Consider the following 18320-nt stretch of genomic DNA (forward strand, 5'->3'; position numbering starts at 1 on the left):
GCCATTGTCCCAGACGGCGTCTCCCGTCCGCACCCGACACCACGCGGGGCGGCTGTCCGTTCGTCGGCGCGATCGGACGCGGAGTGAACACGATGTGAACATCAACGTTCGACACGCGTTCATATCGTGATATGCGTCACACCGCGGCAATCGTTCGACCATACAGTGGAGATCACTGCCAAAAGCATGTCATCGTGGACGTCGCCCCTCCACGCGCAGCGGCGCGAAGGAGGCGAGAGAAGAGATAGAGAGAACAGCAGAATCATGTCGAACGTCGCATCGGCGTCCGCGAAGCCGGGCGTGCCGGCTCCCGGAACGCTGGAATTCAACAACGACTACACGCCGGCCGAGGCCGAGCGCGTCATCCGCAACGCGAAGGGCCTGCCCGTCGGCGTCAGGCCGAAGCTGGTATGGACCCCCGCCAGGATCGCCCTGTGGGCCGTCATCGCCGTGGTGTGCGCCATCGCGTGGAGCGTGCTGGCCGTGTCCCGCGGCGAGCAGATCTCCGCGATCTGGTTCATCGTCGTGGCGCTGAGCTCCTACGCCATCGCCTACCGCTTCTACGCGTACTACATCCAGATCAGGATCATGCGCACCGACGACGCGAACGCCACGCCCGCCGAACGCGTGCACGATGGCGCCAACTTCGAACGCACCGACCGCCGCGTGCTCTTCGGCCAGCACTTCGCCGGCATCTCCGGCGCCGGCCCGCTCGTCGGCCCGATCCTCGCCGCCCAGATGGGCTACCTGCCCTCCACGCTGTGGATCATCCTCGGCGTGATCTTCGCCGGCGCCGTGCAGGACATGCTCATGCTGTGGATCTCCGCGCGCCGCCGCGGCCGCTCCTTCGGCCAGATGGCCGCGGACGAGATGGGCAAGTTCGGCGGCATGATCCTCTCGGTCTTCCTCGTGGTGATGACCGCCATCGCCATGGCGTTCCTCGCGCTCGTGGCCATCAACGCGATGGCGTCCTCGCCGTGGGCCGTGTTCTCCATCGCCATGACCATCCCGATCGCCATCCTCATGGGCCTCTACGAGCGCTTCCTGCGCCCGGGCCGCGTGATCGAGACCACGATCCTCGGCTTCGTGCTGCTCGTGCTCGACATCGTCGCCGGCGGCTGGATCGCCGAATCCGCGTTCGCCTCGGTGTTCACGCTCTCCAAGCCCGCGCTGGTCATCGCCCTGGTGATCTACTCATTCGCCGCGGCCGCGCTGCCGCACTGGCTGCTCGTCACCCCGCGCGACTACCTGTCCACGCTCATGAAGATCGGCACGCTTGCGCTGCTCGTCATCGGCATCGTCATCGCCAACCCGTCCGTGAAGTTCCCGGCGATCTCCGAGCTCGCGGGCGTGTCCAACGGACCGACGTTCTCCGGCAGCCTCTTCCCGTTCCTGTTCATCACCATCGCCTGCGGCGCGCTGTCCGGCTTCCACGGCGCCGTCGCCTCCGGCCTCACCCCGAAGGCCGTGGAGAAGGAGAACCAGATCCGCATGATCGGCTACGGCTCCATGCTCGTGGAATCGTTCACCGCCATCATCGCGCTCATCGCCGCCGTCACGCTCAGCCAGGGCGTGTACTTCTCCACCAACATGTCCGCCGCACAGATCCAGTCCGCCGCCGGACAGTCCTACTCCGCGTCCGCCACGGCCGAAGCGAACGCCGTCGCCGCCGTGGACAGCCTCAAGGTATCCGACATCGAAGGCAACCATCTGACGACCACGTGGGACTCCGTCGACGAATCAGGCAACGCCAAGACCTACGAGGGCGAGGAGGCGCTCACCAAGGCGGCATCCGACCTGGGCGAGAAGACCATCGTCTCGCGCACCGGCGGCGCCACCACGTTCGCCATGGGCATGGCCGACTTCCTCAAGTCCTACCTTGGCGGACAGAACGCCATGGCGTTCTGGTACCACTTCGCCATCATGTTCGAAGCATTGTTCATCCTCACCACCGTCGACAACGGCACCCGCGTGGCCCGCTACCAGATCGGCGAAATGCTCGGCAACGTGCGCAAGCTCAGGAAGTTCGCCGACCCCACGTGGAAGCCCGGCAACGTCATCACCACGCTCATCGCCACCGCGCTGTGGGGCGGTCTGCTGTGGATGGGCGTCGCCGACGCCAACGGCGGCATCAACGCCATGGTGCCGATCTTCGGCATCTCGAACCAGCTGCTTGCCGCCGCCTGCTTCGTGCTCGTGACCGTGTGCATCGTCAAGATGGGCTACGTCAAGTACGCGTGGGTGACCATCGTGCCGCTCGTGTGGGACGTGGCCGTGACGTTCACCGCCGACCTGCAGAAGATCTTCGGACCGCTCAGCTACTTCGCCGTCGCACAGAAGTACCAGACGCAGATCGCATCCGGCACGCTCGAGGGCAAGGCGCTCGCCAACGCGCAGGCCGGTCTGAGCAACGCGTATCTCGACGGCGTGCTGTCGGTGTTCTTCCTCGTGATGATGGCCACGTTCGTGGTGGTCGGCATCGTCGTGGTGGCCCGCACGCTCGCGGCCGGACGCTTCGGCGCCGCGACCACGTCCGAGGAGCCGTTCGCCGAATCCCAGTGGTTCGCGCCGTCCGGACTTGTGGCCACCGCGCTGGAGAAGAAGGTCCAGCGCGAATACAGCGCCAAGCTTCACGAGCTCAAGGCGGAGCAGCAGGCCACGGCCTGACCCGTTCCGCATGATCGGCAGGTGTCCCGTTCCGGCGACTTCGCGCGTCGAGACGGGACACCTTCGCATAGGGGTCCGCAGCGCGGATCCGTGAGAGACAAGAGAGGGGGAACGCCGTGTTCGCCGCGATATCGTCCAAGCTGCTCGCCGCATGGCGGGGCGTCGTCTGGTACGCCCGGGAGATCAGCGGGGAGGCACGCTACGACCACTATCTGGAGCATTTCGCCGAGGAGCATCCCGGCGAGACGCCGCTCACGGAGGTGCAGTACCTGCGCAGGCGCGAGGAATACGACCGTACGCACCCCAACACCAGCTGCTGTTGCTGAGACGGTGCGCCGGTTTTCCGTCATTCTGAGCGTGCGCATTCCTTTTCGGTTGTCCGGGGTGCGCATTCCTTTTCCGTCATCCTGAGCGAGCGAAGCGAGTCGAAGGATCCTTCGACTCCGGACTGCGTCCTCCGCTCAGGATGACGGGGAAAGAGAGACCGTTGCGCCCGCCTGGGACGACAGGGGGACCGTTGCGCCCGCCTGAGACGACAGGGGGACCGTTGCGCCCGCCTGAGACGACAGAGGGACCGTTGCGCCCGCTTGGGGACGACAGAGGAACCGTCGCGCCCGCTCAGGGTGACGGGGAGAAGGGGAGATCGTCGCGCCTGATAGGGACGACGGAAGACGGAACTCAGTTGCCGAAGTCGATGTCGCCGAGCTTGTCGATGAGCTTCATGTTCTCGCGGTAGTCGACCGGGCAGGCGATGATGTCGACGCCCGAACCGGATCGCAGCGCCGAACGCAGCGTGGGGTAGAGCTCATCGGCCGACGTGATCTCATGGCCCTTGGCGCCGAAGCTGGAGGCGAGCTCCACCACATCCGGGTTGCCGAAGTCCACGTATTCGTGGCTGCCGTCGTGGATGTCCATCTTCCACTTGATCAGGCCGTACGCCTCGTCCACCCACACGAGCACCACCATGCGCGCACCTACGCGCACCGCCGTCTCCAGCTCCTGCACGTTCATCATGAAGCTGCCGTCGCCCATCACGGCCAGCACCGGGCGCCCGGGGTGCGCGAGCGAGGCGGCGACTGCGCCGGGCAGCGTCCACGCCATGGTGGACAGCGAGTTGTCGATCACGCAGGTGTTCGAATAGTACGTGGGGTAGAGGCGTGCCATCCACATCTTGAGCGCGCCGGTGTCGACGAGCGTGATGTCGGTGTCGGTCTCCATGGCGCGGCGCGTGTCGTATACGACGCGCTGCGGCTTCATCGGGAAGCCGTCGTCGTCGGCGTGCGACGTGTATTCGTCGGTGAGCAGCTCGTGGATCTTCGGATGCGATTCGTCGAAGCGGATGCCGTGCGCCTTGAGCCCCGCGATGAGCTTGGCGAGCGTGGCGTCGATGTCGCCCATGATGTTCAGCGCCGTGGAGTAATGCGCGTCCGTGTCCTCGGCGAACGTGTTGATGTGGATGATCGTCTTGTCGTCGTTCGGGTTGATCTTCTTCGGATCGAACTGCTGGATCGAGAAGCCGACGGACACGATGAGATCGGCTTCGTCGAACGCGAAGTTCTCGTAGTCGTGGCGCATGAAGCCCACCACGCCCAGCGCGTTGGGGATGCGGTCGGAGATGACGCCCTTGCCTTCGAATGTGGTGGCGACGGGCACGTCGAGCTGTTCGGCGAGGGCGAGCAGACGGTTCTCCGCGTGACCGCGGGCGACGCCGTTGCCGGCGAGGATGATCGGATGCTTGGCGCGGGCGATCAGGTCCACGGCCTGTTCGATTGTCTCGTCCGTGGGCACGATCTGCACCGGCTTGGGCAGCGGTAGCGGGTGCGCGCCTTCGGGGGCGGGCATTTCGGCCACGTCCTCGGGCAGGATCAGGCAGGTGGCGCCCGGACGCTTGCGCGTGGCGATGGAGAACGCCTTGCGGATCATCTCGGGCACGGCCTCCGGGGTCATCACCATGCTCGTCCACTGCGTGAGCGGGCGGAACACCGACTCCAGGTCGATGATCTGATGCGATTCCTTGTACAGACGGCCCACGTTGCCCTGCGCGCAGATCGCGACCAGCGGCGTGGTGCTCGCGTTGGCCTGCGCCACCGGCAGCGTGAGGTTCAGCGCGCCCGGTCCGAGCGTGGCCAGGCACACGCCGGGCTCGCCGGTCAAATGTCCGTGCGTGGCGGCCATGAATCCGGCGCCCTGCTCGTGGCGGGTCAGGACGAACCGGATGCGTCCGTCGCGCTCGATGGCCTCCATGAGCGGGATGTTCTCCTCGCCGGGGATGCCGAACATGACCTTCACGCCCTCGTTAACGAGGCATTCGACGAACAGGTCGGCGGTGGTCCTCACGTGCGCGGGCTTGGTGCTGGTGGTTGCAGTCGTCTCATTCACGGGGCCACAGCATGGCACCCTCGTGTGACGCCGGTGTTTCCGCCGGATGCCGAGGCGCGGAGGCAGTTTCCCTTCCATTCATCGCGGATGCATGCCGTGTTCATGCGGCGCTGCCACACTGGGGGCATGAGGCGTGAAGATGAGGATGTCGTAGGCCCGCACGTATGGGTCACCGGGGACCCGGAGCTGGCGCGGTACGAGTGGAAGGGGTCGCCGCTGTGGGCGGGGTTCCTGTTCACGTTCGCGCTTGGGGCGGCCATACTGTTCGTCATAGTCCAGATTGGCTTTGCAGCGGAGATCGACCGCATTGCCGCTTCGGCGGGATTGCCCATGGGCATCGAGGGGAGGGTAGTCCTGATCGTCGTTGGCGCGCTCGCGCTGGCCGCGTGGATGACCTACCATTCGTGGCAGAGCGGGCGCCACATGCCGCCCGATCTGGTGGGCGTGAGGCCGTGGCGCTTCGGCATCGATCTGCGTTACGGTCCCGACCACAAGGACAGCGAAGGCGACACGATCAAGTGCACCGTGGGCGCGATCCTCTTCACTCCGGGCGTGGACCGCAGGATCACGCTGCCCCGATACGACGGCGACCGCATCGTGCGCGCACGGTTCAGCATCTCGCAGGGGCAGATCCGCTACGAGGGCGACGAGCCGGCGGAATCGCGTGGGAACGACTACCAATTGGACGACGGTGTCACGGTGGTCAAGAGCAGCGACATCCTCGTGTCCTGAACCGTTGCGTCCTGAAGCGTAACGCCGACGAACATGCGTCCGCCGCGTCAGCACTCCACGACGTTGACGGCGAGTCCGCCCTGCGACGTCTCCTTGTACTTGCTCATCATGTCGGCGCCGGTCTGCTTCATCGTGCGGATCGCCTGATCGAGCGACACGACGTGCGACCCGTCGCCCAGCATCGCCATGCGCGCCGCGTTGATCGCCGTATTCGCCGCCATCGCGTTGCGTTCGATGCACGGAATCTGCACCAGACCGCCGATCGGATCGCAGGTGAGACCCAGATTGTGCTCGATGCCGATCTCCGCCGCGTTCTCGATCTGCGCGGGCGTGCCGCCGAGCACCGCGCACAGTCCCGCCGCCGCCATCGAACAGGCCGAGCCGACCTCGCCCTGGCAGCCCACCTCGGCGCCGGAGATCGACGCGTTGCGCTTGAACAGCATGCCCACGGCGCCCGCCGCCAGCAGGAACGTGATCACGCCGTCCTCGCCCGGTTCGTCGGTGAACAGCCAGTAGTAGTGCAGCACCGCGGGGATGATGCCCGCAGAGCCGTTCGTGGGCGCCGTGACGATGCGCCCGCCGCCCGCGTTCTCCTCGCTCACCGCCAGCGCGAACAGGTCCACCCATTCCACCGCGGACGCGCGGCCGGAGAGGGTGTGCCCGGCGCCGGCGGGATTGCGCGGATCCAGCGGGTCCGCGGTGAACCGCGCATACAGCTTCGGCGCGCGGCGCGGCACGTCGAGCCCGCCCGGCAGCGTGGCCTCGCGGCTCGTGCATCCGTTGTGCACGCATTCGCGCATCACCTGCCACACGCGCAGCAGATCCGCGCGCAGCCCTTCCGCGGCGCGACGGGCCTCGGGGGAGTCGGGATCGCATGCGCCGCCGGTGCGCATGGCGATCTCGTTGCGCCACACCAGCTCGGCGACGGACATCCCCTCGCGCGCGCAGATCGCCAGCATCTCCTCGGCCGAATCGAACGGGAACGGCACGGCGTCGCGCCCCTCGTCGGCTTCGGCACCGGACGGATCGCCCTCGCCGGACGGGTCGGACGGATCGGCCGGCTCAAGATCGGACGGCACGCCCTGCTGGATGAACCCGCCGCCAATCGAGAACCACACGTCGTCGGCCAGCGGACGCCCATCGGCGGCGCTCGCCTCGAAGCGCATGCCATTGGGATGCCGGCGCGGCGTGATCCACCGCTCGAAGACGATGTCGCGGTCGTAGTCGAACGGCACGTCGTGGCTGCCCGCCAGATGCAGCACGCCCTCGCGCTCGGCGCGCTCGCGGATGTGCAGCAGATCGTGCGTGTCCGCCGTGTCTGGCTCGGCGCCTTCGAGCCCCGCCATGGCGGCGCGGTCGGTGCCGTGGCCCAGACCGGTGGAAGCGAGCGAGCCGTACAGCGTCACCCGGACGCGCGCCGTCGCATCCAGCAGTCCCGCGCCGCGCAGCGACGAGGCGAACGCCGCCGCGGCGCGCATCGGCCCCACGGTATGCGACGACGACGGGCCGACGCCGATCGAAAACATGTCCAGCACGCTCAGCATGCGCTCTCCCTCTACGCGAATTCCCTCGTCAGTGCCATCCATTGTGGCGCATGCGCATGCCGCGCGCGCCTTTGGCATGTCGGCAGCCACGCCATGTCCGGCAACATCTGGCATGTCGTTCGCACGGCGTGGTACGCCATGATTGACTGAAGGCACGGCGCGCGAGGCGCGGCGCAGGGCAACGGCGACAAGGACGGCAAGGAGCACCATGCTGGTATTCGACGAGACAATCAGCGGCATCGACGACACTGAGGCGCGATTCCGCGGCTACGTGATCGAGAACTACGCGGACATGGACGCCGAGCGGACCCGTCCGGCCGTGCTCATCCTGCCCGGCGGGGGATACCGCCGGACGTCCGCGCGCGAGGCCGAGCCGATCGCGCGCAGGATGCTCGGCTACGGCTATCAGGCGTTCATCCTCGACTACTCGTGCGCGCCGTCCACGTATCCGGTGGCGCTGCTGGAGACCGCCGAGGCGATGCGCCGCATTCGCGAGCACGCCGCCGAATGGCACATCGACCCGAATGCGATCGTGGTGTGCGGCTTCTCTGCGGGCGGGCATGCGGCGGCATTGTTTGCCGAGCGCTGGAACGGCGAGGAGACCCGCGCGCACGGCTACGATCCCGAGTCGATCCGACCGAACGGCCTGCTGCTTGGCTACCCGGTCATCACGTCCGGCCCGTACGCGCACCGTGGTTCGGTGGAGCATCTGCTGGGGCCGCGCGGCAAGGACGACCCCGCCCTGCTCGACCTGTTCTCGTTGGAGAAGCACGTGACGCGCGACGTGCCGCCCACATTCGTATGGACCACCGTGACCGACGAGACGGTGCCGGTGCAGAACACACTGCTGTTCGTCAACGCGCTGGTCGCCGCCGGCGTGAACGTGGAGGTGCACGTCTTCCCCGAGGGGCGCCACGGCTCCGCGCTCGGCACCAACGAGACCGACAACGCCGACCGCTGGATCGGCGACCTCACGTGCGTGCAGCCGTGGCCGGACCTCGCGGACGCGTGGATTCGCGGCCGCTTCCCCGCCGCCACCGCGTGGAAGTGAGCGGGGAGCCGAGGACGCCGGACCGGCCGCGTGACCCGCCGCGGGGCGCCGATTACGCCCTGCGCATGAGCGTTTCCATCGGTTTTCCCAATGGTTCGCTAGGCTGGGACCATGTCTTTCTTCGATGTGTTCGGCGGCATCTTCGACCCCGATTTCGACCCGCGCAATCCCCGTGACCCCCGCAGGCCCCGCAACGGACACGCCTCGGGACGATCCGACGACGATCCGATCATCCTCGACGTCGAGACCGACGGCGACGAGTCGCACGGCACGGGAGACCGGCCCGACTCCGCCGCGGGCGCGCCGCCGCGACGCCCCTCGGCGCCGCGTCTCACGCGCGACGCCGGACGTCCCCGCTCCTCGCGCGGCGTCCGCCTGCTGTGGGCCGTCGTCATCGTGCTCGTCGTGGCGGCCGGCCTGTTCTTCGGCCTGTCGCACTTCATCACCGACCTCATGTGGTACGGCCAGCTCGGCTTCGTCTCGGTGGTCTGGACGCAGCTCGGCGTCAAGGTGGGTCTGTGGATCGCCTACGCGCTGCTCATGGCGCTGGTGACGTTCGTCTCCGCGTGGCTCGCCATCCGCGCGCGCCCCGATTCGGCGGACGGCTCCACGATCCGCGTCAACGGCGACGTGATCGAGGTGGGCAAGGGCGTGAGCTCGAAGCGCGCCCTGCGCATCGCCGTCGTGGTGTCCCTGGTCGTGGGCGCGGCGTTCGGTTCGCAGTTCAACGCCAACTGGTCCGAGATCCTGCTCATGTTCCACAACCAGTCGTTCGGCGTGACGGACCCGCAGTTCGGCATCGACAACGGCTTCTACGTGTTCGTGCTGCCCGGCCTGCAGCTCGTGGCCGGCGCCGCGCAGCTGCTGCTGGTGGTGGGCGCCGTGTTCTCGCTCGTCACGCACTTCCTCATGGGCGGCATCCGTCTGCGGATGCCCGTGCACGGCAGGTCCATCCTCAGCGTCACCACGCGCGCCCGCCGTCAGCTCGGCATCTGGCTCATCGTCAACGCGCTGCTCGCCGCCGCGCGCATGGTCCTCGGCATGTTCGACCAGCTCACCGCGGCAGGCGACCGCGTCACCGGCGCCACCTACGTGTCCGTGCACGCCACCATCCCCATGACCGTCGTCACCGCAGTGCTGGTCGCGCTGCTCGGCGTGGTGCTCGGCGTGTGGATCATGAACGCGAAGGCGCTCGGGGGAGGGACCCCGGCCGCGTCGCCGATGGCCGCGCTGCGCCTGTGGCGCACGCCGGTGGTGTCCGTGGCGATCGTCATGGTGGCCGCGCTGGTGCTCAACGTGGTCTGGCCGGTGCTGCTGCAGCGCTTCAAGGTCAACCCGAACGCGCAGGAGCTCGAATCCACGTACATCCAGCGCAACATCGACGCCACCGTCGCCGCCTACGGTCTGGGCGACATCCAGACCGAGGAGTACGACGCCTCCACGCAGGGTAAGAGCGGGGCGCTCTCGCAGAACGCCGAGACCACCGCGCAGATCCGTCTGCTGGACCCGCAGGTCGTCTCCGCCACGTTCAAGCAGCTCCAGCAGTCCAAGCAGTACTACACCTTCGCGGACACGCTCGCCGTGGACAAGTACGACGTGAACGGCGAAAGCCAAGACACGGTGATCGCCGCGCGCGAGATCAACCTCGACGGCAACGACAACCGCAACTGGGTCAACGACCACACCGTGTACACGCACGGCTACGGCGTGGTGGCGGCCTATGGCAACAAGGTGACCGCCGACGGCCAGCCCGAGTTCTTCGAGAAGGACATCCCCACCTCCGGCGCCCTGACCGACTCGCAGAAGTACGAGCCGCGCATCTACTTCTCGCCCAACGCGCCCGAGTACTCGATCGTGGGCGCGCCGGCCGGCACCGCGTCGTGGGAGTTCGATTACCCGACCGGCTCCCAGGGCGCCACCACCACGTTCGAGGGCGACGGCGGCCCCTCGGTGGGCAACATCTTCTCCCGTCTGCTCTATGCGGTGCGCTTCGGCTCCGACCAGATCCTGTTCTCTGACCGCGTCACCTCCGAATCGCAGATCCTGTACGACCGCAGCCCGCGCGAGCGCGTCGCCAAGGTGGCTCCGTACCTCACGCTCGACGGACGCGTCTACCCGGCCGTGGTGGACGGACGCGTCAAGTGGATCGTGGACGGCTACACCACGTCCGCGAACTACCCGTACTCGCAGACCGTGGACCTGGGCGAGGCCACCGAGGACTCCACCACGGAGACGTCGTCCACCATCAAGGGGCTGAACTCGCAGAAGGCCAACTACATCCGCAACTCCGTCAAGGCCACCGTTGACGCCTACGACGGCTCGGTGGACCTGTACGTGTGGGACGAGAACGACCCCGTCATCCGGGCATGGCAGCAGATCTTCCCCGGCCAGTACCACTCCGTCTCCGAGATCTCCGGCGACCTCATGAGCCACATGCGCTACCCGGAGAGCCTGTTCAAGGTGCAGCGCGAGCTGCTCGCCAAGTACCACGTGCGCTCCGCCAGCCAGTTCTTCTCCGGCGAGGACTTCTGGCAGACGCCCACCGACCCCACCGAGTCCGACGCGCAGCGTTCGCAGGGCATCAAGCAGCCGCCCTACTACCTTACCCTGCAGACCGGCGGCAGCAACGAGCCGATCTTCTCGCTCACCTCCACGTACATCCCCGCGGGCACCGCCACGCGCGAGATCCTCACCGGATTCCTGTCCGTGGACTCCGACGCGGGCGGCACGGCGGGCGTGATCGGCGCGAACTACGGCACGCTCAGGCTCATGGAGCTGCCCAAGAACACCAACGTGCCCGGCCCCGGGCAGGCGCAGAACAACTTCAACGCCAACGCGGACGTGTCCAAGGAGCTGAACCTCCTGCAGTCCGGCTCCACGAACGTGGTGCGAGGCAACCTGCTCACGCTGCCCATCGGCGGCGGACTGGTGTACGTGCAACCCGTATACGTGCAGTCCAGCGGCACCACGAGCTTCCCGCTCATGAAGAAGGTGCTCGTGGCGTTCGGCGATCAGGTGGGCTTCGCGGACACGCTCGACGAGGCGCTCGACCAGGTGTTCGGCGGCGATTCCGGAGCCTCCGCCGGTGACGCGGCCAACTCCGACGGCAAGGAGACCACCAGGCCGCAGATCGGTGACGCGTCCGGCGGCGCATCGGGCGGCACGAACGCGAACGGCGGCGCGTCGTCCGGTTCCACCGCCACGCCGTCGCCCTCGCCGTCCCCGTCGGGTTCCGCGTCGCCCGGCACGGCGTCCGGTTCCGCGGACCTGAAGCAGGCCCTGCAGGACGCCTCGCAGGCCATGAAGGACTCCGACGCCGCCATGAAGAACGGCGACTGGACCGCCTACGGCGAGGCGCAGAAGAAGCTGCAGGACGCGCTGAACAAGGCGCTCGCCGCGCAGCAGTAGCCCTCGGAGTCAGCTCCGTTCCCGTCATCCTCAACGGAGCCGCTCCGTCCCCGTTCATCATGAACAGGGCCGCCCCGCTCCCCGTCATCCTGAGCGGGCCGCTCCGTTCCCCGTCATCCTGAGCGGAGGCGGAACGCCGGAGTCGAAGGATCCCTGACCACCTCGGCCAAGGATCCTTCGACTTGTTCATCCCCACGAGTCCCATATCCCCAACGGCAATCGAGTTTCCATGACGTCTTCCTCTCCCTACCGCATCCGCATCGTCTCCGCCGCCGACGAGTCCGCCGTGCAGGCCATCGCGGACATCTACAACGCCGCCGTCGTCGCCGGAGGCTCCACCGCGGATCTGGAACCGCAGATGCTCGACCAGCGCCGCGCATGGGTGGCCTCGCACCACGATCCGTACGTGGTCGCCGTGATCGAGGACGGCGAATCCGGACGCATCGTCGGCTTCGGCGCGCTGTCCGTGTACTACGACCGTCCCGGCTACGACGGCGTGACCGACCTCGCCTACTACATCGCTCCCGAGGCGCAGGGCAGGGGAGCGGGCACCGCGATGCTCGAGTGGCTGCTCGCCGAGGCGCGTCGCCGCGGCATGCGCAAGGCCATCGGCGTCATCTTCGCGGACAATGCCGGCTCCGTCGCGCTCATGCACCGCTTCGGCTTCGCCCGGTTCGGTCTGTTGCCGTCCGCCGCCACCGACGCGACCGGCATGATGCACGATATGTCGTACTGGTATCTCGATCTGTGATGATTTCGGTCCTGTGATGCCTGTGGTCCTGCGACGTCGTCCGTCCAATGACGTCACCGTATCGGCAACGTAGATCGCGCCGTGACATCGTTGTTTCCGCGTGCGGGCGCGGTCCGAAGCGAACGCGCGTACCGTGGGCCGCATGAAGGACGACACGAGACATGACGTCATCGACCCCTTCGCCGCCGAGACGCGGCCGAACGGCGTGGTGAGCGCCCGCGACCGCGCCGCGCTGCGGCGCATCCGCATCAAGGCGATCGCGTGGACGCTGCTGTTCGCGGCGCTGGCGGCCGGCGCCGTGGCCGCATACCGCACCGCCGCGTATCCGTGGTTCGGCTGGAGCGCATTGGCGGCGCTCGTCGTGGCCGGCACCTATCTGGTCGGCTGGTCGCGCGGAGCCCGGCAGCTCGCCGCGGCGGACGACGGCGACGAGATCGCCTGCCGGTACACGCTTGAGGGGCCGGTGTTCGGCTCGGTCGAATGGTGGTGGAGCGCCTCGCCGGTGATCAGGCGCCACGACCGCGGCAGGCTTGCCATCATGGGCGTGCTCATGGCGTTCGTCGCGGCAGCGTTCGCCGCGCTTGCCGTGGTCACGTGGCTCGTTCTGCATATGGAGCCGTTGTTCGCTGTTGCGTCCGCGCTGCTTGTCGTGCCGCCGCTGGCGCTGTGCGTGGTCTGCTTCGCGTTCCTGGCGCACCCGTCGGCCCGAGCCGTGCAATGGTTCGTTCGGGCGCGGTGGGGATGCTGGGGCTATCTGGTCGTCGCTGCGGGTGTGCTGCTGTTCCTCGGCCGCGACGAGCGGAACGTGGCGCAGATCATCGCCGTGTTCGCCGTCATGGGCACGCTCGTCTCGTCCGGCGCCATCGGACTGCGGTCCGTCGCCGCCGCGTCGCTCGAACGTCAGGGAGCCTTCACGCCGCAGCGCGCTCGCATCGACGCCGACCTGCGGCGCATGGCCGCCGAGGATCCGCAGAGCGCTCTGGACGATGCGGCGATGTCGCGCGTGAACCGCCGCCGCGAGCGCCGCAACCTTGTGCGTGCGGCGCTGGGCGTCGCCGCGTTCCTGCTCATCGTCGCCGCAGAGTCGCTCGCACGGTACCGCTTCCACGTCTAGCGGGCGTCACTGGCAGGGCAGCGTTTGGCCGCGCTGCCGCAGACAGGGGAAGATCAGGCCGTCCGGGTAGAATCTCCTCGGTTTGACGCCCCGATCGACGAGGGCACGGATGAGGGAGAGGACGCACATGGCATCGGATTTCTGGCTGATCGTGGGACTGGGCAACCCGGGCGCGAAGTATGAGAACACGCGCCACAACATGGGATTCATGACGGCGGACGTGCTTGCGGAGCGCTGGTCCGTCGCCTTCGCCGACCACAAGGGTCTCGCCAAGCTCGGCAAGGGCGTCATGAACCTGCAGGGCCGCAACGTGAAGTTCTTCCTCGCCAAGCCGCTCACCTACATGAACGACTCCGGCAACGCCGTCGCCTCCATCAGCGCGTACTACCAGATCCAGCCGGACCACATCGTGGTGATCCACGACGACATGGACCTCGACTTCGGCCGCATCAAGGTCAAGGCGGGCGGCTCCGCAGGCGGCCACAACGGCATCAAGTCCATCGACCGTTCGCTCGGCACGCCCAAGTACGCCCGCGTGCGCATGGGCGTCGGCCACGCGGCCCGCGGCCCGCACGCGCACGACAACACCGTCAACTGGGTGCTCGGCGGCTTCGGCCCCGACCAGCGCAGGCAGCTGCCGGACTTCCTGATGGACGGCGCCGACGCGGCCGAGATGATCATCTTCGACGGCCTCGCCAAGACGCAGGAGCACTTCAATGGCCGCTGACGCGACGATCGCATCCCACGGCTCGCTCGTCGGCGTGCTCGACGCGCTCAGACGCGACGCGAACTTCGAGGCGCTCGCCAAAGGCCGCATCGACGTGCCCGAATCCGACGTGGACCCCACGCTGACCATCGGCATTCCCGACGGCCTGCGTCCGGCGCTCGCCGCCGCCACGGCCAGACGTGCGCCCGTGGTGCTCGTGGTCGCATCCGGCCGCGAAGCCGAGGAGACCGTGGACGCGCTGCGCTCCTGGTACGACGGCGCTCCGAACGACATCGCCCAGCTGGAGGCGTGGGAAACGCTGCCGCACGAGCGTCTGAGCCCCCGGTCCGACACGGTCGCCAGCCGCATGGCCGTATTCCGCCGCCTGAAGCACCCGGATGCCGGCAACCCGATGTTCGGGCCGATCCGCGTGCTCGTCATGCCGATCCGCTCGCTCATCCAGCCGGTCGTCGAAGGCCTCGGCGACGTCGATCCGCTCGTGTTCACCGTGGGGGAGGAGCTGCCGCTCGACGAAGCGGGCCGGCGTCTCGTGGAGAACGCGTACACGCGCGCCGACCTCGTCATGGACCGCGGCGAGTTCGCCGTGCGCGGCGGCATCCTCGACGTGTTCCCGCCCACTGCGCCGCACCCGGTGCGCATCGAGTTCTTCGGCGACGAGATCGACTCCATCCGCGAGTTCCACGCCTCCGACCAGCGCACGTACGGCGAGGGACTCAAGACCATCTGGGCCACGCCCTGCCGCGAGCTGCAGCTCACCGAGGCGATCCGCAATCGCGCCAAGGCGCTCATCGGATCCATCCCCAACGCCGAGGACATGCTCGAATCCATCGCCAACGCGATCCCCGTGGAAGGCATGGAGTCGCTGCTGCCCGCGCTCGTGGACCATCTGGAGCCGGTCGCGTCCATGCTGCCGAAGCATGCCGTGGTGATGCTGTCCGACCCGGAGAAGCTGCGCCGGTCCGCCGAGGATCTGGCCAAGACCGCCAACGAGTTCCTCGCCGCCAGCTGGCACGTGGCCGCATCCGGGCATGGCGCCGGCGCGCCGATCAGCTTCGACGAGGCCAGCTTCCTCGACTACGGCGAGACCATGTCGTCGCTCGCGTTCAGCGAGCATGACGTGTGGAAGCTCACCAGCTTCGGCGTCGACGAGTCGCGCGAAGGGCACGTGCAGGTCGCCGCCACGGCACCTGAATCGTTCCGCGGCAGCGAGGACAAGGCCCACGCCGGCATCGAAGGGCTTATCGACCAGGGCTACGAGGTGGCCGTCACCGCCGCCGCGCAGGGCACGCTGACCAGGCTCGTGCGCGCCATCCACGAGACCGGCATCGCCTCGGTCGAGCCGATCCGCTCGCGCGCGATCGACGGCTTCGTCGACAGCGCCGCGAAGGTGGCCCTGCTCACCGAACGCGACCTGACGGGCCGCACGTCCGCCGCGGGCGTGGCCAAGACGCCCAAGCGCCGCCGCAAGGCCATCGACCTCATGGAGCTCAAGCCCGGCGACTTCGTCGTGCACGAGCAGCACGGCATCGGCCGCTTCGTCGGCATGCGCCAGCGCACCATCGGCACCGGCGCCAACCAGACCACGCGCGAGTACCTCATCATCGAATACGCGCCCAGCAAGCGCGGCGCCCCCGCCGACAAGCTGTTCATCCCCACCGACCAGCTCGACCAGGTGAGCAAGTACATCGGCGCCGAAGTGCCCAAGCTCAACAAGCTGGGCGGCTCCGACTGGGCGGCCACCAAGGCCAAGGCGCGCAAGCACGTGCACGAGATCGCCGAGGATCTGGTCAGGCTGTACTCGGCGCGCCAGCGCACCGCCGGCTTCGCGTTCAGCCCCGACACCCCGTGGCAGAAGGAATTGGAGGACGCGTTCCCGTATCAGGAGACCGCCGACCAGCTCACCACCATCGACGAGGTCAAGGCCGACATGGAGAAGCCGGTGCCCATGGACCGCCTGATCTGCGGCGACGTGGGCTTCGGCAAGACCGAGATCGCCGTGCGCGCCGCGTTCAAGGCCGTGCAGGACGGCAAGCAGGTGGCCGTGCTCGTGCCCACCACGCTGCTCGTGCAGCAGCACTACGAGACGTTCACCGAACGCTACGAGGGCTTCCCCGTCAACGTGGCCGCCATGAGCCGCTTTCAGACCGCCAAGGAGATCAACGAGACGATCGAGGGGCTCGAGGCCGGCACCGTGGACGTGGTCATCGGCACGCACAAGCTGCTCAACCCGAAGATCAAGTTCAAGGACCTCGGCCTCGTCATCATCGACGAGGAGCAGCGCTTCGGCGTCGAGCACAAGGAGACGCTCAAGGCCCTGAGGACCAACGTGGACGTGCTGAGCCTGTCCGCCACGCCCATCCCGCGCACGCTGGAGATGGCCGTCACCGGCATCCGCGAGATGTCCACGCTCGCCACGCCGCCCGAGGACCGCCTGCCCGTGCTCACCTACGTGGGCGCCTACGAGGATGCGCAGGTCACGGCGGCCGTGCGGCGCGAGCTGCTGCGCGGCGGGCAGGTGTTCTACGTGCACAACCGCGTGCAGGACATTGCGCGCATCGCCGCGAAGATCCACGAGCTCGTGCCCGAAGCGAAGGTCGGCATCGCGCACGGCAAGATGGGCGAGAAGCAGCTTGACCAGATCATCCGCGACTTCTGGCATCGCGACATCGACGTGCTCGTGTGCACGACGATCATCGAAACGGGACTGGATATCTCGAACGCGAACACGCTGATCGTGGACCACGCGGACCGGTTCGGCCTCTCGCAGCTGCACCAGCTGCGCGGACGCGTGGGCCGCGGCCGCGAGCGCGCGTACGCGTACTTCCTGTACGATCCGAGCAAGCCGATGACCCAGCAGTCGCATGACCGTCTGGCGACGATCGCGCAGAACACGGCGCTCGGCTCCGGCTTCGACGTGGCCATGAAGGACCTGGAGCTGCGCGGCACCGGCAACCTGCTGGGCGACGAGCAGTCCGGGCACATCGAGGGCGTGGGCTTCGACCTGTACATCCGCATGGTGTCCGAGGCCGTGGAGCAGTACAAGGAGCCGGAGCGCACCGAGCCGGTGGCCGTGAGCATCGACCTGCCCGTCGAGGCGTCGATTCCCGTGGACTACATCGACTCCGACAAGCTGCGTCTGGAGGCGTACCGCAAGCTCGCCGCCGCGCGTACTGAGGACGATCTCAGGGATCTTGCCGAGGAGCTCACGGACCGCTACGGCAAGCTGCCCGAGGAGTTCGAGACGCTGTTCGGCGTGGCGCGGCTGCGCGCCAAGGCGCGTGCGCTCGGCATCAGCGAGATCATCGCGCAGGGCAGGAACGTGCGCATTGCGAAGATCGATCCGCCCGAATCCATGCAGATGCGCATCAACCGCATCTACAAGGGCGCGCAGTACCGTCCCGTCACGCACACGTATCTCATTCCCACGCCGTTCGCCGGCTCGCTCGGCTCCGGTCCGATGAGCGGCGAACAGGTGATGGACTGGACCAGCGATCTGCTCAACGACCTCGCGTGGAAACCGCAGACGCACAGGTAGGGGAACCCGCATGTCGTCCCGGCGCATGCTTTCCTCTCCGCGGTCTGGGTGTCCTGAGACGGGCCGTTCCCCGGCTGTCCTGAGCGCGTCGGCTTTCCTCCGGTCATCCTGAGTGTTCCGGTTTCCTCCGGTCATCCTGAGCGAGCTGGTTTTCCTCCGGTCATCCTGAGCGAGCGAAGCGAGTCGAAGGATCCTTGGACCAGTTCGTCGGTCAGTGGCGGAGATCCTTCGACTCCGCCCTTCGGGCTTCGCTCAGGATGACGGGGAGGTGTCCGTCGCTTCGCTCAGGATGACGAGGAACAGGGTTTTTGAGCTGCGCTTGACGGGCTGACTGGGCATGCCCGTTCCACTCGGTCATCCTGAGCGAGCGAAGCGAGTCGAAGGATCCTTGTGCAAGCGACGAAAAGTCCGC

The 18320-nt window shown here is 67.7% G+C and carries 11 protein-coding genes; 9 read left to right on the forward strand and 2 right to left on the reverse strand.

The features are described 5' to 3' along the window. Window positions 1-264: 264 nt before the first annotated feature. Together G1C96_RS00450 and G1C96_RS00455 are read left to right on the forward strand one after the other, a co-directional pair. Window positions 265-2667, forward strand: coding sequence for a carbon starvation CstA family protein (locus tag G1C96_RS00450; protein ID WP_169274690.1), 2403 nt, complete (start codon window positions 265-267; stop codon window positions 2665-2667). 128 nt (window positions 2668-2795) lie between these two features. Beyond that, a complete protein-coding gene (locus tag G1C96_RS00455) occupies window positions 2796-2993 on the forward strand; it encodes a CstA-like transporter-associated (seleno)protein (RefSeq protein ID WP_169275199.1) in 198 nt (65 codons plus the stop codon). A 352-nt stretch (window positions 2994-3345) separates the two neighbouring features. Here G1C96_RS00455 and G1C96_RS00460 read toward each other — a convergent pair whose 3' ends face one another. Then, window positions 3346-5046, reverse strand: coding sequence for an acetolactate synthase large subunit (locus G1C96_RS00460; RefSeq protein ID WP_335341898.1), 1701 nt, complete (start codon window positions 5044-5046; stop codon window positions 3346-3348). 126 nt (window positions 5047-5172) lie between these two features. On the opposite strand from G1C96_RS00460, the gene G1C96_RS00465 reads away from it, so the two are divergent. Then, the gene (locus tag G1C96_RS00465; RefSeq protein WP_169274692.1) at window positions 5173-5778 is read left to right on the forward strand and encodes a hypothetical protein; all 606 of its coding nucleotides are present in this window, start codon (window positions 5173-5175) and stop codon (window positions 5776-5778) included. A gap of 47 nt (window positions 5779-5825) precedes the next feature. Here the strand turns inward: G1C96_RS00465 and G1C96_RS00470 are convergent, their stop codons facing one another. Next, window positions 5826-7322 carry an L-serine ammonia-lyase gene (locus G1C96_RS00470; protein ID WP_169274693.1) on the reverse strand — a complete coding sequence of 499 codons (1497 nt, stop codon included), beginning with the start codon at window positions 7320-7322 and terminating at the stop codon, window positions 5826-5828. A gap of 208 nt (window positions 7323-7530) precedes the next feature. On the opposite strand from G1C96_RS00470, the gene G1C96_RS00475 reads away from it, so the two are divergent. The 6 genes from G1C96_RS00475 to mfd all read left to right on the forward strand — a co-directional run bounded on the left by G1C96_RS00475 (window position 7531) and on the right by mfd (window position 17908). Further along, the gene (locus G1C96_RS00475) at window positions 7531-8373 is read left to right on the forward strand and encodes an alpha/beta hydrolase (protein ID WP_169274694.1); all 843 of its coding nucleotides are present in this window, start codon (window positions 7531-7533) and stop codon (window positions 8371-8373) included. 111 nt (window positions 8374-8484) lie between these two features. Beyond that, a complete protein-coding gene (locus G1C96_RS00480; RefSeq protein ID WP_169274695.1) occupies window positions 8485-11781 on the forward strand; it encodes a UPF0182 family membrane protein in 3297 nt (1098 codons plus the stop codon). A 229-nt stretch (window positions 11782-12010) separates the two neighbouring features. Next, a complete protein-coding gene (locus G1C96_RS00485) occupies window positions 12011-12532 on the forward strand; it encodes a GNAT family N-acetyltransferase (RefSeq protein WP_169274696.1) in 522 nt (173 codons plus the stop codon). Window positions 12533-12674: 142 nt separating this feature from the next. Beyond that, window positions 12675-13646: a hypothetical protein gene (locus tag G1C96_RS00490; RefSeq protein ID WP_169274697.1), complete on the forward strand. Its 972-nt coding sequence runs from the start codon at window positions 12675-12677 to the stop codon at window positions 13644-13646. Between the two features lie 127 nt (window positions 13647-13773). Further along, a complete protein-coding gene (gene pth / locus G1C96_RS00495) occupies window positions 13774-14373 on the forward strand; it encodes an aminoacyl-tRNA hydrolase (protein WP_169274698.1) in 600 nt (199 codons plus the stop codon). After that, the gene (mfd, locus tag G1C96_RS00500) at window positions 14363-17908 is read left to right on the forward strand and encodes a transcription-repair coupling factor (protein ID WP_169274699.1); all 3546 of its coding nucleotides are present in this window, start codon (window positions 14363-14365) and stop codon (window positions 17906-17908) included. Before pth ends, mfd begins: the two co-directional genes overlap by 11 nt. The last annotated feature ends 412 nt before the right edge of the window (window positions 17909-18320 follow it).

This window comes from Bifidobacterium moraviense (assembly GCF_012932365.1).
GTDB lineage: Bacteria > Actinomycetota > Actinomycetes > Actinomycetales > Bifidobacteriaceae > Bifidobacterium > Bifidobacterium moraviense.